Here is an 18,299-nt window from a genome sequence, read left to right as displayed (position 1 = left end):
CGCAAGGTATAATCAAAACAACGATGCATAATTTTTGAGATAAAAAATGACACCAAATAAATACAGCAAGATTTTGCAAAAAGGCTTAAGTATTGTTGAACAAATAGTATTGATTGTGATTGGTATTGCCACTATTTTTGGCGTGCTTCAGGCAATTTTAAACATTTGGGATGAGCGTACTGTACATGTTGGTGACCTATTGCTGCTGTTTCTATACCTTGAAGTGATGTCCATGCTGAGCCACTACCTCACAGCAGGAAAACTGCCAGTCAGGTACCCGCTATATATTGGCATTATTGCCTTAGCTCGATTCCTGGTGCTGGATATCAAAGAGCTTGACGCGATGACCATGTTTGCACTCTCAGGCTCCATCTTATTGATTGCACTGGCTATTTTAGTGGTGCGCTATGGGCACGTGAAGTTTCCATATACAGATGGCACAGACTTACAATCTAAAACCGATTAAGACTACCTATGCCTAAATTAGCTGCATCCATTCAATATGCCAGCACCGCTGACAATATTCCTAGTGCTAGCCAGTTTCGCAAATGGGCAAAAGCTGCGCTGCGGGTAGACACCGAAGTAACTATCCGCATCGTAGATGCCGAAGAAGGCCAGTTACTTAATAACACTTATCGTGGCAAAGATTACGCAACAAATGTGCTGACCTTTCCACTCACTGAAGAGCCCCACCTGATGGGTGACATCATCATTTGCGCGCCGGTAGTGGCGACAGAAGCCAAAGCACAGCAAAAAAGTCTAGAAGCACATTATGCGCATTTAACTGTGCATGGCATCCTGCACTTGCATGGTTACGACCATGAAACCGATGCGCAGGCTGAATTGATGGAAGGCCTAGAAACTGCAATTGTCACGAAATTAGGGTATGCTTCACCCTATCTCATTACATAGGACGCCAACTAATGGCAACCGAGTCGGAAAAACCAAGTAACCATAAATCAAGTAACAAGCCTAGCTTGTTGGAACGTTTAAGTAATTTCTTATTGCGGGAGCCCGAAGACCGCGAACAGCTGGTCGAGCTACTGCATAGCGCATACGAAAATAGCTTAATGGACGCTGACTCGCTCGCAATGATTGAGGGCGTGCTGCAAGTAAGTGAAATGCAAGTGCGCGACATCATGATTCCGCGCTCGCAAATGGATGTCATTGATATCACCGAACCTCCCGAAGTGTTTATTCCTAATGTAATTGAAACTGCACACTCACGCTTTCCTGTGATTGAAGGTAATAAAAACGATGTCATCGGCATTTTGCTGGCAAAAGATTTGTTGCGCTACTATGCGGGCGAAGACTTTGAAGTCCGCGATATGTTACGCCCTGCCGTGTTTATCCCAGAAGCAAAACGCCTCAACGTTTTGCTGAAAGAGTTCCGCAGCAACCGCAACCATATTGCCATTGTGGTAGATGAGTACGGTGGTGTAGCGGGCATGGTTACCATTGAAGACGTATTGGAACAAATTGTAGGCGATATTGAAGACGAGTACGACTACGATGAAGATGAAGACAACATCATTCAAAATGCAGACGGTCAATACCGAGTGAAAGCGCTTACCGAGATTGCAGACTTTAATGAAATTATAGGCACAGCCTTCAGCGACGAAGAATTCTCCACCATAGGCGGCTTGGTTGTTAGCAAGTTTGGCCATTTGCCAAAACGTAATGAGGAAGTTAGCTTCAACGGCATTCACGTAAAAGTATTACGCGCTGACAGCCGCCGCCTGCACACCATTCTAGTTTCAATGAAAACAGAGCCTACAATCGAAGTTGAAGGCTAACAAAAACCAGGCAAGACTTCATATATTCCATTTTAAATTAGGTAGATAGGGAACTAAGTCTAGAGATTCATTTCATAACTCTGTGTTGTCGTGAATCTCAATTCTTTAGTCCAATTTAACTGGAGTTCGTTATGAAGCACTTATTGTTTGTTTGTCTTTTTGTTGCGCAGGCGCTATTGGCACAAACCGCAATGGCAGAGGAAGCCTCGAGCAGCAAGGCCACCATCCCCACAATAGAACAGGACTTTGTAAAGTCAATCAATAAATTTAGCAAAGCCCAAATTATTGAACAGTTTGGCGAGCCTGCAAAATCTGACGATGTAAAAGTCAAAGGCTCAGGTAAAGTAGTGGCTTCAATTTGGCTGTACCATTTTATCAATACAGCCGCGGATGGTTCTTACTATGAAACTACCGAGTTAGATTTTATTGATGACAAGGTAGTGATGGTTGCATTTTTAAAGAATGACGGTAGCGAAGGTCTAGACGCAGGCCAACAGTATGAAGTACCAGCTCAATAAGATGTACACATTAAAAAGCGCCTAAAACGGCGCTTTTTTTATTACCAAACTCCCAGTCTATCTAAGTTTATTTCTTTAATGCATCACGAATTTCACGTAGAAGAATAATATCTTCTGCCGTTGGTGCAGGTGGTGGTGCAGGCTCGGCTTTTTTCAGGCGATTCATTTGCTTCACCAACATAAAAATCACAAATGCCAAAATAACAAAGTTAATCACGATAGTTAAAAAATTACCGTAGGCAAGCATAGGCACCCCTGCTTGCTTAAGCGCAGCATACGTACCAGGATTCCCCTCTGGAATTGCAGCCAAGGCAACAAACATATTACTAAAATCTACATTACCAATCACCTTACCAATCAGCGGCATGATGATATCGCCCACTAAAGAATCGACAATCTTTCCAAATGCAGCGCCTATGATGACACCTACTGCTAAATCCATGACATTGCCTTTTAAAGCAAATTGTTTAAATTCGGACGCGATACTCATGCATTTCTCCAGTCATAAAATTGTACAGATAGATGCAACATCTGTAATAGGTATGGTTAATTTCTAATATTTTTCTTACTTGGTCATTAAATATATGACTTATATAGTCACCATGTCAACATAAGCCAATCCGCACAGCATAATTTAGACGTTAATTTTTGTTATCTAAGGCACTAACAAGCTACAATTCGTAGCATGCTATTTTCCAAATCTAACCCTATTATTAAAACCGTCACGCTCTTTGCACTAGGTGCTTTTGGTGTGCTTGGTTTTGCGCCTTACTACCTCTACCCTGCCAGCATCCTCTCGCTGATTGGCGTTATCTACTTCATCACTTTAAGTGACTCAGCAAAATCCGCGGCCATCAGCGGCTTTACTTATGGTTTAGGACTATTTGGCGTTGGAATTTATTGGATTTACATTAGCCTGCACACGTATGGTGGCATGCCTAGCATCATGGCTGCTTTTTCCACTTTTGTATTAGCTGCATTTTTGGCGTTATTTCCCGCCGCGGTTGGTGCGTTGAGCAAAAAAATGGGGCAGCAGCCTACCTCTATAATTATCGCTATTCCAATATTCTGGGCGCTTGCAGACTGGATAAGAAGCTGGATATTTACCGGGTTCCCGTGGCTAACCATTGGCTACAGCCAAGTCCCAGCCAGCCCTTTAGCTGGCTATATGCCAATGACTGGTGTTTATGGCGTCACTTTCATTACAGTGCTAATTGCGAGCGTGATCGGTGTGTGGCTAGCGAACAAACCAAAAACTTCCGCCTGGCAACGCGGCGCCATCGGCACGATTCTATTAGTCATCTCCACCGGCTATGGGCTAAAGCAGATTGAGTGGACCACACCAATTGGCAACCCCCTTAGCGTAAGCCTACTGCAAGGTAATATTGAACAAAACCTGAAATGGGCACCAGAACTTGCTGAACATACCATGCAGCAATACCTGAGCATGACAGAGCAAAGCAGCGCACAGTTAATTGTACTGCCAGAAACTGCGCTACCCGTGATTGCCAGTGAAATTCCACAAGAGTTAAAAACAAGGCTAGTTGCACATGCCCATAAAAATCAGGGTGACATTCTGGTTGGTATGATTGAACGTGAGGAGGGTGAGTACTTTAATAGCGTATTGAGTTATGGAAGTGAGCAAACACTGACCTATCGCAAATCGCACCTAGTACCATTTGGTGAGTTTATTCCATTAAAAGTAGCGTTTGGCTGGATATATCGCGACTGGCTCAACATGCCACTGAGCGATTTATCGCGTGGTGCAAAATATCAGCAGCCTATGTCAGTGGCTGGCGCAAAGGTGGCAGTCAACATTTGCTATGAAGATGTGTTTGGCGAAGAAATCATACGCCAATTACCCGTAGCCTCGTTATTGGTTAACGTGAGTAACGACGCGTGGTATGGTGAATCATACGCAGCAGATCAGCATTTACAATTCTCTCAAGCGCGTGCGCTGGAAACCGGACGCATGATGCTACGCGCCACCAATACCGGTGCAACCGCAATTATCGACCAAAAAGGCTATCTCACAGCACACGCGCCACACTTTGTGCAAACCTCACTGGATGGATACGCCCAAGGCTACACCGGCACAACCCCTTATGTATATTGGGGGAACTGGCTATTTCTGGCCATATGCTTCGGCTTATTACTGTACTTATGGAAACGTAACAGAGTGTCATCAAGATAAAACCTATTGCAAGATTACAAAACCAAGTAAAATTGCACTTTTCGCCAATTTCAACAAACACATCATGGCTTTAACATTTCAAGAGATTATTCTCACCCTACAAAAATACTGGAGCGACAAAGGCTGTGCGCTTCTGCAATCTTACGACATGGAAGTTGGCGCTGGCACCTCGCACACCGCTACCTTTTTACGCTCATTAGGCCCAGAGCCTTGGAAAGCCGCTTACGTGCAACCAAGCCGCCGCCCTAAAGATGGTCGTTATGGCGAAAACCCAAACCGTTTACAGCATTACTACCAATTCCAAGTGGTATTAAAACCAGCACCAGCTGATATTTTGGAACTGTACTTAGGCTCACTAGAAGCGCTAGGCTTTGACTTAAAACAAAATGACATCCGCTTTGTAGAGGATGACTGGGAAAATCCAACACTGGGCGCATGGGGCTTAGGCTGGGAAGTTTGGCTGAATGGTATGGAAGTGACCCAATTTACTTACTTCCAACAAGTAGGCGGCATTGACTGCAAACCGATTACAGGCGAAATCACTTATGGCTTAGAGCGTTTAGCCATGTACCTACAAGGCGTGGATAACGTATACAACCTGACTTGGACACGTGATGCAAAAGGCAAAGCCTTAAGCTATGGCGATGTATACCTACAAAACGAACAAGAGCAAAGTGCTTACAACTTTGAGCACTCTGATGCTGACTTCTTATTTACCGCGTTCAATGCGCATGAAAAGCAAGCCAAGCACTTGATGGAAAACCAACTGGCGCTGCCTGCTTATGAGCAAGTACTCAAAGCAGCCCATACCTTTAACTTACTTGATGCACGAGGTGCGATTTCTGTCACCGAGCGCGCAGGCTACATTGGCCGCATCCGCAACTTAGCACGCTCTGTTGCTGCCAGCTACCTAGATAGCCGCGCCAGACTTGGCTTCCCAATGGCGCCAAAAGATTGGGCGGATGAAGTACTAGCCAAGCTCGATAAAGAGAAACAAGAAAAAGATAAGAAGGTTGCTTAAATCATGTCACAACAAAACTTACTTGTAGAATTATTTGTAGAAGAGCTGCCACCAAAAGCACTGAAAAAACTAGGCGAAGCATTCAGCAATACCCTATTTGAAACCTTGAAACTTCAAGGTTTATCCGCTGACGATTCAGTGGTTACTTCATTTGCGACACCGCGCCGTTTGGCAGCACACATTACCGCGATTGCGGCACAAGCAAAAGATAAACAAATCTCGCAAAAACTGATGCCAGTGAGCGTAGGCTTGGATGCTAATGGCAACGCCACACCTGCTCTGATTAAACGCTTAAACGGCATGGGTTTAGACGAAGCCGCGGTGTCACAGCTAAGCAAACAAATGGATGGCAAAAATGAAGCGCTGTTTTTGGAAGTGACGCAAAAAGGCGCAGTGCTGAACGATGGCTTACAAAAAGCAATTGAAGAAGCTATCCAAAAACTGCCTATCCCTAAAGTCATGACCTACCAACTCGCTGATGGCTGGAGCAGCGTGAACTTCGTGCGCCCAGCGCATGGCTTAATCGCATTGCATGGTAGTGATATTGTTGCAACCAACGCGCTCGGCTTAAACGCAGGCAACCAAACGCAAGGTCACCGCTTTGAGGCTGCATCAGCCAATGTAGTGATTAAAAACGCAGACAGCTACGCTGAACAACTCAAAACAGAAGGCGCAGTGATTGCAAGCTTTGCTGAGCGCCGAGCTGAAATCGTACGCCAACTCACCGCAGCTGCCGCTAAACAAGGCCTAAAACCGATTGACGACGATGCATTGCTAGATGAAGTGACCGCATTGGTAGAGCGTCCAAATGTGCTACTTGGTCAGTTTGAAGAAGTTTATTTGGAAGTACCGCAAGAATGTTTGATTCTTACCATGAAGGCGAATCAAAAGTACTTTCCATTATTAGACGGTAATAACAAATTAACGAATAAGTTCTTAATCGTGTCTAACATTTGCCCTGCCGACCCATCTGCAGTGATTGGCGGTAACGAGCGCGTGGTACGCCCACGCTTGGCAGATGCGAAGTTCTTCTTCGACCAAGACCGCAAAAAAACACTGGAATCACGAATTAGCAGCTTAGAAAAAGTGGTTTACCATAATAAGCTAGGCTCACAAGGCCAGCGTGCTCAACGTGTAGTAGCGATTGCCACTGCCATTGGCAAACAGCTAAGTGGTGCCGAGTTAGCAGCAAAAGCCGCCCTCGCCGCGCAATTGGCAAAAACTGACTTGATTACCGACATGGTAGGTGAGTTCCCTGAGTTGCAAGGCATCATGGGGCGCTACTATGCGCAGCATGAAGGCTTGGATAACGAAGTGGCTTTTGCGATTGAAGACCATTACAAACCACGCTTTGCAGGCGATGACTTACCACGCAATCAAGTAGGTATAACCGTTGCATTGGCAGATAAACTGGAAACTCTAGTTGGCCTGTTCAGTATTGGCGAAAAACCAACTGGCGACAAAGACCCATTTGCCTTACGTAGACAAGCACTCGGCATTATCCGCATGCTGATTGATAGCAATCTGCCATTAGCATTTGAGCAGCTGATACACGACGTACTGGCAGCATTTGAGCATGATGCAGCCACTGCCGCAGCTACCGTACAAGCTATCAAAGAGTTCTGCTTTGACCGCCTGAGTGTTAACTTGCGTGAGAACGGCGCTACTGCACAAGAAGTAGACGCAGTACTCTCACTCGACCCTGCTCTACTCAGTGAAATTCCACAACGCCTTGCGGCTGTACGCACCTTTGCTGAACTGGCTGAGGCACCTGCATTAGCCGCTGCTAACAAACGCGTCAGCAATATCCTGAAAAAAGTGGAAGGTGAAGTGCAAGCGCAAGTAAATGTGAGCTTGTTACAAGAGGCCGCTGAAATTGCGCTGAATAAAGCACTGATTGCCGTGAAACCAGAAGCAGATAAACAGTTTGAAAGCGGCGACTACACCAACTCATTAAAAGCACTAGCCGCATTAAAAGCGCCGGTGGATGACTTCTTCGACAACGTGATGGTGAATGCAGAAGATGCAGCGCTTAAAGCAAACCGTCTAGGTTTGTTAGCAACACTGCACCAAACCATGAACCGCGTTGCCGATTTATCTAAGCTGGCAGGTTAATTATTTCATGTAACATAACTCATGACGTTAAGACCGTAGCGTATGCCCAAGGCATTGATGTCATAACCATGGCTTCTATTCAAACAGGATTGATTACTTTATGAAGTTAGTGATATTAGATCGTGACGGTGTTATTAATCAGGACTCCGCCAATTTCATTAAAAATCCTAATGAGTGGATTGCCATCCCTGGCAGTCTTGAAGCTATCGCTCTATTGAATCAGTCTGGTTTCAGGGTAGTGGTGGCGACTAACCAATCCGGCGTGAGCCGTGGCTTGTTTGATATGGCCACGCTCAATAGCATCCATGACAAAATGCACCGCGAGCTGGCACTGGTGGGCGGGCGTATTGATGCCGTGTTTTATTGCCCACATTCGGCGGATGATAACTGCAACTGCCGCAAGCCAAAAACCGGCATGATTAAGGAAATTGGCAAGCGCTTCTCTGTGGATTTAAGTCAGGTATGCGGCGTGGGCGATGCATTGCGCGATTTACAAGCGTTTGCAAACGCAGGTTGCCAGCCTATTTTAGTGCGCACCGGCAAGGGTGAAACCACACTAGGCTCTGGTGAGTTACCAGCTAAGACCATCGTGTTTGCCGATTTAAGTGAAGCTGCGCAATATATCATTGCAGAAAACAACTAACCCAGAATACATCTAAACTTCAGAACACACCTAAGCCCATGCTGCTGTTACGCTCTACATTATTCCTACTCGGGCAGATTATTACTGCACCAATTTTTACATTCATTGCCCTGCTCTCGCTGCCGTTAGCGCCGGTCACCCGCAATGTATTAATCTCAGGCTGGGCGCGCAGCATGATCTGGTGGCTGCGCATTACATGCAATATCAAGCACGAAATCCAAGGGCTGGAGAACATTCCAGCAACGCCCAGCATTATTCTGGCAAAGCATCAGTCCGCATGGGAAACCTTAGCGTTTCAGGCAATTTTCCCTACGCAAGTTTACGTGCTGAAACGTGAGTTATTGTGGATTCCAATATTCGGCTGGGGCTTGGCGATGTCATCACCAATTGCCATCGACCGCAGTGCAGGGCGTGAAGCGCTGAAAAAACTGGTGGCACAAGGTAAAGCCAGGCTATCCAAAGGCTTGTGGGTAGTGATTTTCCCTGAAGGCACACGCAAGGCACCGGGCGAGCGTGGCAAATATCATATTGGCGGCGCATGGCTGGCAACCCATACCGAAACACAGGTCGTACCTGTGGCGCATAACGCAGGCAAGTTTTGGGCTAAAAACTCTTTTATCAAAAAGCCTGGTGTGATTCAGATACATATCGGCAAGCCGATACAAACCGTGAACGTTAAAACCGATGCATTAAACAGCCAGGTTGAGCATTGGATAGAATCTGAAATGGCAACGCTGGACTAATGTTAAACCAATGAGCCACTGCATCCAACTCCCCTCTGGTGAGCAAATTCATTACACACTGGAACGCAGGCAACGCCGTACTGTTGGCCTCAAAATCACGCAAGAAGGCTTGGTTGTTCATGCGCCCAAGCGCATCGCACAAACTATTCTTGAAAGCCTGATTGCGCAAAAAGCGGATTGGATACTAAAAAAACTAGAGGCGCGCAGCGCCAACCAACAACCACCGATGCAATGGCAACACGGTGACCAGCTGTTATTGCTTGGCAACAATATCATGCTGGTGACAAAACAGGATACTCGCTCAAGAGCGGTTGAATATACGCCAGGCTTTTTACAGCTTGCCATGCCGAATCACGATGAGCCAAGTGCAGTAGAGCGTAAAGTGCTGCAATGGTATAAAAAACAGGCGTTGACTGACTTTTCCAGACGCTTAGCACTTTTTGCTACCAAGTTAGGCGTGCCTACACCTGAGTTATTTTTATCCAACGCACGTTCGCGTTGGGGTAGCTGCAATTCCAGAAAAGAAATTCGGCTCAACTGGCGTTTGCTACAAGCGCCGCCGCACATTATCAATTACGTAGTGTGTCATGAGCTAGCACATTTAAAAGAGATGAATCACTCAGCAAAATTCTGGGCAGTGGTTGCCAGCATTTTCCCAGAGTACAAAGCCGCAGAAAAAGAGCTGAAAGCTTGGTCGCCAAAATTACATTTAATTTAAACCAACCGTGATTTAAGTTACGCGTGATTTAAATTGCATATTATCTAGCCTAGCAGGCTAGCTTGCAGCGAGCAATTACAGCAGTTTTTGAATATCACCCGCAATCAAATCGGGCTTGGTGCCGTAATCCACATACAGGCGAATCTTGCCGGTTTTATCAAATACATACACCCCCGCACTATGGTCTATGGTGTAACCACTGCGGCCTTTGTTCTCTACTTTTGCTGCAAAAATCTTAAAATCCTTAAGCACAGCCGCCGTTTGCTCTTTAGTCCCATACAGACCGATAAAACTAGGATCAAACGCGGGCACAAATTGCGCCAGCAATGGCTGTGTGTCACGCTCTGGGTCCAAGGTCACAAACAGCACTTGCAGTTCACTAGCGTTCGCGCCTAGTAGTTTCTTGCTTTGCTTCATATCGTTAAGCGTGGTTGGGCACACATCTGGGCAATGCGTGTAACCAAAAAACAAGGCCACTACTTTACCTTTAAAATCACTCAATGAACGTGCTTTTCCAGTGTGATCGGTCAGATTAAGCTGGCTGCCAAAGTCCACACCAGTAATATCTGTAGTATTAAATTTTTGTGCATTATTTGCAGAGCCGCAGCTCACCAATACTGGCAGCAATAGCACCAACAATATCAATCTGATGAATTTATTCACTGAATCACACCTTTGCAGCATCATTAATAGGTAAAGATTCTACCATGCACAATAAATTCAACATGTTGCATGATAAATTTATCTACAAATCATAGAAATTACTGCAAACCAAGTGCGCACTCGTTTACAATATTACTTTTGCAAAACTTCAAGCATTTTAAGGACTCAGCATGGCTAACCCTGCAGCAACTTCTGGCGGTATGGCAGACCGCGACGGCGTAATTTGGTATGACGGTAAGATGGTGAACTGGCGTGATGCCACCACCCACGTTTTAACACACACATTGCACTACGGTATGGGCGTGTTTGAAGGTGTACGCGCCTACAAAACAGACAAAGGCACTGCAATTTTCCGCTTGAAAGAGCATACCGACAGATTATTCCGCTCTGCGCATATCTTAGGCATGAAAATGCCTTACAGCAAAGAAGAGCTCATCGAAGCGCAAAAAGCAGCAGTACGTGATAACAATCTAGAATCTGCTTACATGCGCCCAATGGCGTTTTATGGCGCAGAAGCAATGGGTATCTCTGCAAAAACACTTTCTACACATGTTATCGTGGCTGCATGGAAATGGGGCGCTTACATGGGTCAAGATGCTTTAGATAACGGTATTCGCGTGAAAACATCATCATTCTCACGTCACCATGTAAACATCACTATGTGTAAAGCCAAAGCCAACGGCAACTACATGAACAGCATTCTGGCACACCAAGAAGCTGCTCAAGATGGTTACCAAGAGGCTTTATTGCTGGATGTTGACGGCTTTGTTGCAGAAGGCTCTGGCGAAAACATATTTATCGTGCGTAACGGCAAGCTTTACACGCCAGACCTAACCAGCGCGCTAGAAGGCATCACCCGCGACACTATCGTGCAATTGGCTACTGAACTAGGCATCCAAGTGATTGAAAAACGCATCACACGCGATGAAGTTTATGGCGCTGATGAAGCATTCTTCACAGGCACTGCTGCTGAAGTAACGCCAATCCGTGAGCTAGATAACCGCGCAATCGGTACAGGCACTGCTGGCCCAATCACTAAACAATTACAAAAACTGTACTTTGATGTAGTGACAGGCAAATCTGCAAAACACGCAGACTGGTTAACATTAGTATAAAAACTAACACCACCATTCCCGCTTGCGCGGGAATGGTGAAATTAAGGATCTTTTAATGTCTAACGCGAATGAAATCGAAGTATCAGCTAAAGACCTGCCGTTGCACTGCCCAACACCAGAGGTGGCATTATGGTCATCTCACCCACGTGTATTTTTAGACGTGGCGAAAACAGGCCATGTTGCCTGCCCTTACTGTGGCACAAAATACAAATTAAAAGCTGGTGAAGTCGTTGGCCATCATCACTAGCTACTAGCAATAGCAGGTAGCGCCTCTGCAATGATCTCCGTCCGCCCCATTGCTATCGCCGACTACACCTGTTGGTGTAGTCTATACGCGGCGTATGCGGAGTTTTACCAAGTTACACAGACTCAAGAAATGCGAGACCAAGTCTGGTCTTGGCTACACAATCCCAATCACGAAGTAAATGGTTTGATAGCCACCAACCATGAAGGCATTGCGGTTGGCATCGCGCATTACCGGCCATTTGCACGGCCACTGTCAGCCTCAACTGGCGGTTACTTAGATGACCTGTTTGTCACCCCATCTGCCCGCGGTAAGGCGATAGGGGCAAAGCTGATTGAAGCTGTAACGCAAATCGCAAAAGAAAAGAACTGGTCTGTGCTACGCTGGATTACTGCGGAAAATAATTACCCGGCAAGAAACATCTACGATAAAGTCGCCACACAAACCAAATGGGTAACTTACGACATCAAGCTATAGCACACTAACTGCTGCTGGCTGCTTCCACAAACGCTCCACCACCTGCTTTGCATTATCGGCAGTGCTATTAGTCCAAAACCGCACACTCCCCAGCTGCGACTCGCTAGTGAGCAAATCAAGCTCGGCTAATCGCTTTTGCAACTGTTTAGCTACCGCAGCGCCAGTATCAATCAAGCTCACCTGCTCGCCTACCACCTGTTCTATCAATGGCCGCACAAAGGGGTAGTGCGTACAGCCAAGCACAATGGTATCTGCACCTTCATCCAGTAATGGCTGGCAATATTTTTTAACCAACTGCAACGTACTATCAGCTTGCAACTCTCCGCGCTCTACACACTCCACTAGGCCCACACAAGCCTGCGTGACTACTTTTACATTGCGGCCATAGCTTTCTAGCAAGCCTGCAAATTGGGCACTTTTCAATGTACCTGTAGTTGCCAGCACGCCGATAATGCCATTTGTTGAGGCCGCAGCAGCCGGCTTAACTGCCGGCTCCATACCGATAATTGGAAGCTTATATCGCTCACGCATCATATCAATCGCCGCCGCAGTCGCCGTATTACACGCCACTACGATGGCTTTAGCGTGGTTTGCGATTAGAAAATCTGAAATTTCCACACAGCGTGCTTGAATCTCCGCTGAGCTTTTATTGCCATAAGGCGCGTACTTACTGTCGGCCACGTACAGCAACTGTTCATTAGGCAACAATGCTTGAATGTGCTGCAAAACCGAAATGCCACCCACACCAGAGTCAAAAACAGCAACTGGTCTTTGCTTAATATCATGCGTAGTAAATTGATCGGTCATGGTTAAACAGTTATGGTTGAGCGGTTAAGTTACAATGCAGACATTATAAACTGTTGGCACGATTAAATGCTCAATGGCATACCGCAACAAAGCCAGCATCAATCATGATAGACACAAGAGCATAAGGATGAATAATGGGTAACCGTTTAAGTAAAATTTACACACGTACTGGCGATAATGGCACCACCGGGCTAGGCGATGGTAGCCGTATCAGCAAAGACAGCATCCGCGTAGAAGCAATGGGCGATGTAGATGAACTGAACTCAGTCATCGGCTTAATCTTGGCAGAAGGAGTCTCTTCCCGTTTGCAAGGTACGCTCACTAAAATTCAGCACGATTTATTTAACTTGGGCGGGGAAATTTGTATTCCAGGTTATGCACTCTTAACCGCATCATGTGTAGATAATTTAGAACAAAACATAGACACGCTGAATACCGAGCTTAGCCCATTAAAAGAATTTATCTTACCTGGCGGCACCAAAAGCGCGGCATTCTGCCACTTAGCTCGCACGGTATGCCGTCGTGCAGAACGAAAACTCATTGAATTACACCATAACGAAAAAGTGACTGAAATTTCTCTGCAATATTTAAATCGTCTATCTGATTTATTATTTGTGATGTGTCGTATTATTAACAAAGAAGCCGGTGTGAGTGACGTATTGTGGAAAAACGAGCAAGCTTGAACGCCGGCAGACTGCTAGCGCAAGCTGCTCAGGAAGCAATACTAAAAGCATACCTAGCATGCACTGCCGCATCATTCAGATTTTAGAATCAATATAGGTTAAGCTATAATTTCAACATGATAAGAAAACTGTTCAACAAAATCTTTAAGCCTAAGCTCGCTAAAACTGCGCACGAAACTCCACTGCGAGCCAAGCCGGAAAACGCAAAAACTCAGCATGCAACGCGTCCCATCTTAGGTACAAAGAAATCTGCCAAAAGAAAAGGCAGTAATGCAGACAACGCCATCAGCATTCCGCTAAAAAAGCATCAAATTGACCGCAGGCTGTTAAGCAATGCGGCAATAAAAACCATTGAGGGCCTGCAAAAAGCAGGGTTTGAAGCCTATATCGTAGGCGGTGCAGTGCGTGACTTACTATTGCAGCGCGTGCCTAAAGATTTTGACGTAGCCACAGATGCCACACCTGAAGAAGTTAACCGCGTATTTAGACGCTCACGTATTATCGGCAGACGCTTTAGGCTAGTACATGTGTTGTTTGGCGATGAAACCATAGAGGTTTCTACATTCCGCGGCCACCATGAGGCCAAAGGTGATGCCCACACCAATGAAAGTGGCCGCATCATTCGCGATAATGTGTTTGGCAGTCTGGAAGAAGATGCGACTCGCCGTGACTTTACTGCCAACGCCCTGTATTACGATCCCACCAGTGAAATCGTACTAGATTTCCACCAAGGATTTGCCGACATTCAGGCTGGTATCCTGCGCATGATAGGCAAACCTGAAACACGTTATGCCGAAGACCCAGTGCGTATGCTGCGCGTGGTACGCCTGTCCGCAAAGCTGGGGCTAAAAATTGATTCAGCTACCATGGCGCCTATCGCCAAAATGGCAGACTTACTGCAAGACGTACCGCCTAGCCGCTTGTTTGATGAAATGCTCAAGCTATTTTTATCCGGACACGCCATTGAGAGCGTAAGCGCACTGCGCCAACAGCATCTACATCACGGCTTGCTTCCTATGTTAGATGTGGTGCTAGAGCAACCTATGGGCGAGCGCTTTGTTATGCTCGCACTCAAAAACACAGACGAACGTATTTTGTCGGGCAAGTCTGCTAACCCTAGCTTCCTGTTTGCCACCTTGCTGTGGCATGAAGTGCTGGCCGCGTGGGAAGTCTATAAAAAAGATGGTAACCCGCCTATTCCTGCACTGCATATGGCCATGAGTGAGGTACTTGCCTCACAGGCCGAGAAACTGGCGATTCATAACCGCTACACTGCAACCATGAAAGAAATCTGGGGCATGCAACCGCGCTTTGAGCAGCGCTCAGGCAAACGCCCATTTGGCTTACTAATACATCCGCGCTACCGTGCCGGTTACGACTTCCTGCTACTGCGCTGCGAGTCTGGCGAACTGCCAGCAGAGCTAGGCACATGGTGGACCACATTTGCAGAAGCAGATAATGAAACACGCCAAGCGATGCTAGAGGCTGACAACGCCCCTAAAAAACGTAGAAAAAGAAATCGCAAAAAACCAAGCAACGCGCCCTCTGAATCATGATGAAACGCGCTTTTGTTGCACTTGGCAGCAACCTAGAAGACCCCAAAGCACAGGTAGAGCGCGCGTTAACTGCCTTGAACCAGTTGCCAGAAACGCGCCTGCTCAAGCAATCATCGCTTTACCAGACGGCACCGATTGACTGCATCGATACTGCACCTGATTTTATTAATGCCGTGGCTGAAGTGGAAACCACCCTTGCGCCTGAGGCCTTACTTGACGCCATACTCAATATTGAAAATATTGCAGGGCGAGAGCGGCCTTATATTAATGCGCCACGCGTATTGGATTGCGACTTGCTGCTATATGAAGACATCACTCTGAATACGCCAAAACTCACCCTACCACACCCGCGCATGCATATACGCGGCTTTGTACTATTGCCATTATTTGAAATCGCACCGGATATTTCTATCCCAAATCATGGCAAAATAGCTGCATTGATGACACCTGGCATAGTATTAGGTATCAATAAATTACCACCTGCAAATAAATTACCTTCGGTAAGTTAAGACATGAGCATTTTTAATAAATTTCCGTACATCGTTGTTGAAGGCCCGATTGGCTGTGGCAAAACCACACTCTCAAAAATGCTGGCTGATAAATTCCCAGTGGATTATCTGTCTGAGAAAGCAGAGGCTAATCCCTTTCTACCGCGCTTTTATCAAGATGCTCAACGCTATGGCCTGCCTACCCAGCTGTTCTTTTTGTTTCAGCGTGCTAATCAAATCAAAGAGTTAAGCCAGCGCGACATGTTTGCAAAACCGATAGTCGCCGATTTCTTTTTAGAAAAAGACCCGTTATTTGCCAGGCTCAATTTAGATGATGAAGAATATGCGCTGTATCATCAGATCTATCAGCACCTGCAACTTAAGGCGCCTAAACCAGATTTAGTGATTTACCTGCAAACGCCTATCGACTCTTTAATGGAGCGCATTGAAGAGCGTAGCGTCAGCTACGAGCAAGAAATCCCAAGAGAGTATATTGAGCGCCTCGCCAACGCATACAGCGACCTATTCCACAACTACGACACTTCTCCAGTCTTGATCGTCAACAACGAGAAGCTTAATATTGTTAAAAACGGCAGCTCGCTCAACTTGCTGCTCGATCGCATCATGCAGATTAAAGGACAGCGCGAGTTCTTTAATCCCAACTTTGAATAACCTTTGGTATACGTACATGACATTACCTAAGCTACATGAAATGGCCGCTAGCGGCGAGAAAATCGCCATGCTCACCTGCTATGACGCCACTTTCGCTAAGTTAATGGCATATGCAGACGTGGATATCCTATTAGTGGGTGACTCGCTAGGCATGGTATTACAGGGGGCAGAAAACACCCTCAACGTGAGCATGCATCACATGACTTACCATACCAAAAGCGTTGCGGCTGGTGCACCTAACACCTTGATTATTGCCGACATGCCCGTAGGCAGCTACGAGCATGATAACGAGGCTGCTTACAAAAATGCAGAGTGGCTGATTCGCTCCGGTGCACACATGGTTAAATTTGAAGGTGGTGGCGAACGTGTAAAAACCGCACGCTATCTGATTGAACGCGGCATTCCGGTCTGTGCGCACTTGGGGTTCACACCGCAGTCTGTTAATCAGCTTGGCGGCTATAAAATTCAGGGTAAAACCGAAGAAAGCGCCCATCAAATCATGCAAGATGCCATCGACATGAGCAACGCCGGCGTCAGCATGATGGTGCTGGAAATGGTACCGGCCGCATTGGCAAAACAGATTACAGACGGCATTACCGCACTCACCATAGGCATTGGCGCTGGCGTAGATTGCGATGGGCAAGTACTGGTCATTCAAGACGTGCTGGGAATTTATAATGGCGTAGCCAGCAAACACCCTAGTGAGTTCAAAGCTCCCAGATTTGTAAAAAACTTTTTAGCTGATACCAACAGCGTACAACAAGCTGTGAGCAACTATGTAAAAGCCGTGAAAGACAAAACCTTTCCCGCACCTGAGCATAGTTACTAACCACGACTGTAGCCAATATATGCAACGCATCTACACTGCTGACGAACTCAGAGCGACACTCAAGGCACACAACAGCATTGCCTTTGTGCCTACCATGGGCAACCTGCATGATGGGCACATCGCACTGGTGAGTTTAGCCAGACAGCATGCGCAATGTGTAGTCGCCAGCATTTTCGTCAACCCGCTACAGTTTGGCCCGAATGAAGACTTAGCCAGCTACCCCCGCACGCTGGAAGCTGATTGCAAAAGGTTGGAAGACGCAGGCGCAGACATTGTGTTCATCCCTAGCGTGACGGAAATGTACCCGGATTTTGATGGCAAACAACTGCACCAGACCATGACCATCTCCGCGCCGCCGATTGCCTCAGAGCTATGCGGCGCCTCACGCCCCGGTCACTTTTCAGGCGTGGCCACGGTCGTCATGAAGCTATTTAACTTAGTCATGCCGCAAGTGGCTATCTTTGGCAAAAAAGACTTCCAGCAAGTGTTTGTCATTAAAGAGCTGGTGCGGCAATTTAACTTACCGATACAGATTGTTGCCGGCGACACGGTGCGCGAACCAAGCGGCCTCGCCATGAGCTCGCGTAACGGCTATTTAACGCCTGCGCAAAAAGCAGAGGCGGCACAATTGCATCAATGCTTAGTGAATATCGTTAATCAGATTAAACAAGGTAATACCAATTTTGCAGATTTGACCCAGTCTGCATCACAATCCTTGACGCAAAAAGGCTGGTTGGTGGACTATATTTCAGTGCGCGCAGCCAGTACTTTACAGCCTGCAACGAGCCAAGATACGAACCAAGGCACGCGGCTTGTTGTCTTAATTGCTGCGAAGCTGGGTAATACCAGATTGATTGATAATATTGATTTTTGCGCTAAGTGATTGAAAAGACTATAATGCAATCCCTTTTGAAAAACGGTTAAGCACATGCAAAGAACCATGCTTAAATCTAAGTTGCACCGCGTACACGTCACGCACTCGGAATTACACTACGAAGGTAGCTGTGCGATAGATGA

The 18,299-nt window shown here is 46.4% G+C and carries 23 protein-coding genes; 20 read left to right on the top strand and 3 right to left on the bottom strand.

Translation table 11 applies throughout. The features are described from left to right. Positions 1-46: 46 nt before the first annotated feature. The 4 genes from VGD82_RS09170 to VGD82_RS09155 all read left to right on the top strand — a co-directional run bounded on the left by VGD82_RS09170 (position 47) and on the right by VGD82_RS09155 (position 2,314). Positions 47-466 (top strand): phosphate-starvation-inducible PsiE family protein, encoded by a 420-nt coding sequence (locus VGD82_RS09170; RefSeq protein ID WP_331020109.1) that lies wholly within the window; start codon positions 47-49, stop codon positions 464-466. Between the two features lie 8 nt (positions 467-474). Further along, on the top strand, positions 475-912 hold the full coding sequence (gene ybeY, locus VGD82_RS09165) for an rRNA maturation RNase YbeY (protein WP_331020108.1): 438 nt from the start codon (positions 475-477) through the stop codon (positions 910-912). 11 nt (positions 913-923) lie between these two features. Then, positions 924-1,796: an HlyC/CorC family transporter gene (locus VGD82_RS09160; RefSeq protein WP_331020107.1), complete on the top strand. Its 873-nt coding sequence runs from the start codon at positions 924-926 to the stop codon at positions 1,794-1,796. 131 nt (positions 1,797-1,927) lie between these two features. After that, a complete protein-coding gene (locus VGD82_RS09155; protein ID WP_331020106.1) occupies positions 1,928-2,314 on the top strand; it encodes a hypothetical protein in 387 nt (128 codons plus the stop codon). Positions 2,315-2,381: 67 nt separating this feature from the next. On the opposite strand, the gene mscL is transcribed toward VGD82_RS09155, so the two are convergent. Then, the gene (gene mscL, locus VGD82_RS09150) at positions 2,382-2,804 is read right to left on the bottom strand and encodes a large conductance mechanosensitive channel protein MscL (RefSeq protein WP_331020105.1); all 423 of its coding nucleotides are present in this window, start codon (positions 2,802-2,804) and stop codon (positions 2,382-2,384) included. A gap of 195 nt (positions 2,805-2,999) precedes the next feature. Here mscL and lnt point away from each other — a divergent pair, with 195 nt between their 5' ends. From lnt to VGD82_RS09120, 6 genes are all read left to right on the top strand, one after another. Continuing rightward, positions 3,000-4,508, top strand: coding sequence for an apolipoprotein N-acyltransferase (gene lnt, locus VGD82_RS09145; protein ID WP_331020104.1), 1,509 nt, complete (start codon positions 3,000-3,002; stop codon positions 4,506-4,508). Positions 4,509-4,572: 64 nt separating this feature from the next. Beyond that, positions 4,573-5,529, top strand: coding sequence for a glycine--tRNA ligase subunit alpha (gene glyQ / locus VGD82_RS09140; RefSeq protein WP_331020103.1), 957 nt, complete (start codon positions 4,573-4,575; stop codon positions 5,527-5,529). Between the two features lie 3 nt (positions 5,530-5,532). Next, entirely contained in the window at positions 5,533-7,644 is a 2,112-nt protein-coding gene (glyS, locus tag VGD82_RS09135) for a glycine--tRNA ligase subunit beta (protein WP_331020102.1), read from the top strand. A 100-nt stretch (positions 7,645-7,744) separates the two neighbouring features. Beyond that, positions 7,745-8,287: a D-glycero-beta-D-manno-heptose 1,7-bisphosphate 7-phosphatase gene (gene gmhB, locus VGD82_RS09130; RefSeq protein WP_331020101.1), complete on the top strand. Its 543-nt coding sequence runs from the start codon at positions 7,745-7,747 to the stop codon at positions 8,285-8,287. A gap of 38 nt (positions 8,288-8,325) precedes the next feature. Next, a complete protein-coding gene (locus VGD82_RS09125; protein WP_331020100.1) occupies positions 8,326-9,030 on the top strand; it encodes a lysophospholipid acyltransferase family protein in 705 nt (234 codons plus the stop codon). A 10-nt stretch (positions 9,031-9,040) separates the two neighbouring features. Next, complete coding sequence (locus tag VGD82_RS09120) at positions 9,041-9,748, top strand: SprT family zinc-dependent metalloprotease (RefSeq protein WP_331020099.1); 708 nt, start codon at positions 9,041-9,043, stop codon at positions 9,746-9,748. A 75-nt stretch (positions 9,749-9,823) separates the two neighbouring features. On the opposite strand, the gene VGD82_RS09115 is transcribed toward VGD82_RS09120, so the two are convergent. Continuing rightward, on the bottom strand, positions 9,824-10,432 hold the full coding sequence (locus VGD82_RS09115; RefSeq protein WP_331020208.1) for an SCO family protein: 609 nt from the start codon (positions 10,430-10,432) through the stop codon (positions 9,824-9,826). A 149-nt stretch (positions 10,433-10,581) separates the two neighbouring features. Here VGD82_RS09115 and VGD82_RS09110 point away from each other — a divergent pair, with 149 nt between their 5' ends. From VGD82_RS09110 to VGD82_RS09100, 3 genes are read left to right on the top strand one after another with little or no spacing between them, the layout of a single operon-like run. After that, complete coding sequence (locus VGD82_RS09110; protein WP_331020098.1) at positions 10,582-11,526, top strand: branched-chain amino acid transaminase; 945 nt, start codon at positions 10,582-10,584, stop codon at positions 11,524-11,526. A gap of 55 nt (positions 11,527-11,581) precedes the next feature. Further along, positions 11,582-11,773 (top strand): zinc-finger domain-containing protein, encoded by a 192-nt coding sequence (locus tag VGD82_RS09105; protein ID WP_331020097.1) that lies wholly within the window; start codon positions 11,582-11,584, stop codon positions 11,771-11,773. A gap of 30 nt (positions 11,774-11,803) precedes the next feature. After that, positions 11,804-12,247 carry a GNAT family N-acetyltransferase gene (locus tag VGD82_RS09100; protein ID WP_331020096.1) on the top strand — a complete coding sequence of 148 codons (444 nt, stop codon included), beginning with the start codon at positions 11,804-11,806 and terminating at the stop codon, positions 12,245-12,247. Here VGD82_RS09100 and murI read toward each other — a convergent pair. Further along, positions 12,242-13,054: a glutamate racemase gene (murI, locus tag VGD82_RS09095; RefSeq protein WP_331020095.1), complete on the bottom strand. Its 813-nt coding sequence runs from the start codon at positions 13,052-13,054 to the stop codon at positions 12,242-12,244. The two genes, VGD82_RS09100 and murI, sit on opposite strands and share 6 nt — an antisense overlap. Positions 13,055-13,188: 134 nt before the next feature. Between murI and VGD82_RS09090 the strand changes: the two genes are divergently transcribed. From VGD82_RS09090 to VGD82_RS09060, 7 genes are all read left to right on the top strand, one after another. Then, positions 13,189-13,737 carry a cob(I)yrinic acid a,c-diamide adenosyltransferase gene (locus VGD82_RS09090; protein WP_331020094.1) on the top strand — a complete coding sequence of 183 codons (549 nt, stop codon included), beginning with the start codon at positions 13,189-13,191 and terminating at the stop codon, positions 13,735-13,737. 116 nt (positions 13,738-13,853) lie between these two features. Next, the gene (pcnB, locus tag VGD82_RS09085; protein WP_331020093.1) at positions 13,854-15,293 is read left to right on the top strand and encodes a polynucleotide adenylyltransferase PcnB; all 1,440 of its coding nucleotides are present in this window, start codon (positions 13,854-13,856) and stop codon (positions 15,291-15,293) included. Next, a complete protein-coding gene (folK, locus tag VGD82_RS09080; RefSeq protein WP_414684495.1) occupies positions 15,293-15,802 on the top strand; it encodes a 2-amino-4-hydroxy-6-hydroxymethyldihydropteridine diphosphokinase in 510 nt (169 codons plus the stop codon). Before pcnB ends, folK begins: the two co-directional genes overlap by 1 nt. Positions 15,803-15,805: 3 nt before the next feature. Then, positions 15,806-16,453, top strand: coding sequence for a deoxynucleoside kinase (locus VGD82_RS09075; RefSeq protein ID WP_331020091.1), 648 nt, complete (start codon positions 15,806-15,808; stop codon positions 16,451-16,453). 16 nt (positions 16,454-16,469) lie between these two features. After that, entirely contained in the window at positions 16,470-17,282 is an 813-nt protein-coding gene (panB, locus tag VGD82_RS09070) for a 3-methyl-2-oxobutanoate hydroxymethyltransferase (protein ID WP_331020090.1), read from the top strand. A gap of 19 nt (positions 17,283-17,301) precedes the next feature. Further along, positions 17,302-18,165 carry a pantoate--beta-alanine ligase gene (panC, locus tag VGD82_RS09065; RefSeq protein ID WP_331020089.1) on the top strand — a complete coding sequence of 288 codons (864 nt, stop codon included), beginning with the start codon at positions 17,302-17,304 and terminating at the stop codon, positions 18,163-18,165. A gap of 45 nt (positions 18,166-18,210) precedes the next feature. Further along, on the top strand, positions 18,211-18,299 hold an 89-nt coding region (locus VGD82_RS09060), incomplete at its 3' end, for an aspartate 1-decarboxylase (RefSeq protein ID WP_331020207.1).

Source organism: Methylotenera sp. (assembly GCF_036401095.1).
Classification (GTDB): domain Bacteria; phylum Pseudomonadota; class Gammaproteobacteria; order Burkholderiales; family Methylophilaceae; genus Methylotenera.
Note: the sequence above shows the minus strand (reverse complement) of the source record. Positions and strands in the feature narration are given on the sequence as shown.

Bases quoted from the DNA above. Each gene is read 5' to 3' on its own strand.
- VGD82_RS09170 (WP_331020109.1), top strand. From the start codon at position 47: ATGACACCAAATAAATACAGCAAGATTTTGCAAAAAGGCTTAAGTATT.
- ybeY (WP_331020108.1), top strand. From the start codon at position 475: ATGCCTAAATTAGCTGCATCCATTCAATATGCCAGCACCGCTGACAAT.
- VGD82_RS09160 (WP_331020107.1), top strand. From the start codon at position 924: ATGGCAACCGAGTCGGAAAAACCAAGTAACCATAAATCAAGTAACAAG.
- VGD82_RS09155 (WP_331020106.1), top strand. From the start codon at position 1,928: ATGAAGCACTTATTGTTTGTTTGTCTTTTTGTTGCGCAGGCGCTATTG.
- mscL (WP_331020105.1), bottom strand. From the start codon at position 2,804: ATGAGTATCGCGTCCGAATTTAAACAATTTGCTTTAAAAGGCAATGTC.
- lnt (WP_331020104.1), top strand. From the start codon at position 3,000: ATGCTATTTTCCAAATCTAACCCTATTATTAAAACCGTCACGCTCTTT.
- glyQ (WP_331020103.1), top strand. From the start codon at position 4,573: ATGGCTTTAACATTTCAAGAGATTATTCTCACCCTACAAAAATACTGG.
- glyS (WP_331020102.1), top strand. From the start codon at position 5,533: ATGTCACAACAAAACTTACTTGTAGAATTATTTGTAGAAGAGCTGCCA.
- gmhB (WP_331020101.1), top strand. From the start codon at position 7,745: ATGAAGTTAGTGATATTAGATCGTGACGGTGTTATTAATCAGGACTCC.
- VGD82_RS09125 (WP_331020100.1), top strand. From the start codon at position 8,326: ATGCTGCTGTTACGCTCTACATTATTCCTACTCGGGCAGATTATTACT.
- VGD82_RS09120 (WP_331020099.1), top strand. From the start codon at position 9,041: ATGAGCCACTGCATCCAACTCCCCTCTGGTGAGCAAATTCATTACACA.
- VGD82_RS09115 (WP_331020208.1), bottom strand. From the start codon at position 10,432: ATGCTGCAAAGGTGTGATTCAGTGAATAAATTCATCAGATTGATATTG.
- VGD82_RS09110 (WP_331020098.1), top strand. From the start codon at position 10,582: ATGGCTAACCCTGCAGCAACTTCTGGCGGTATGGCAGACCGCGACGGC.
- VGD82_RS09105 (WP_331020097.1), top strand. From the start codon at position 11,582: ATGTCTAACGCGAATGAAATCGAAGTATCAGCTAAAGACCTGCCGTTG.
- VGD82_RS09100 (WP_331020096.1), top strand. From the start codon at position 11,804: ATGATCTCCGTCCGCCCCATTGCTATCGCCGACTACACCTGTTGGTGT.
- murI (WP_331020095.1), bottom strand. From the start codon at position 13,054: ATGACCGATCAATTTACTACGCATGATATTAAGCAAAGACCAGTTGCT.
- VGD82_RS09090 (WP_331020094.1), top strand. From the start codon at position 13,189: ATGGGTAACCGTTTAAGTAAAATTTACACACGTACTGGCGATAATGGC.
- pcnB (WP_331020093.1), top strand. From the start codon at position 13,854: ATGATAAGAAAACTGTTCAACAAAATCTTTAAGCCTAAGCTCGCTAAA.
- folK (WP_414684495.1), top strand. From the start codon at position 15,293: ATGAAACGCGCTTTTGTTGCACTTGGCAGCAACCTAGAAGACCCCAAA.
- VGD82_RS09075 (WP_331020091.1), top strand. From the start codon at position 15,806: ATGAGCATTTTTAATAAATTTCCGTACATCGTTGTTGAAGGCCCGATT.
- panB (WP_331020090.1), top strand. From the start codon at position 16,470: ATGACATTACCTAAGCTACATGAAATGGCCGCTAGCGGCGAGAAAATC.
- panC (WP_331020089.1), top strand. From the start codon at position 17,302: ATGCAACGCATCTACACTGCTGACGAACTCAGAGCGACACTCAAGGCA.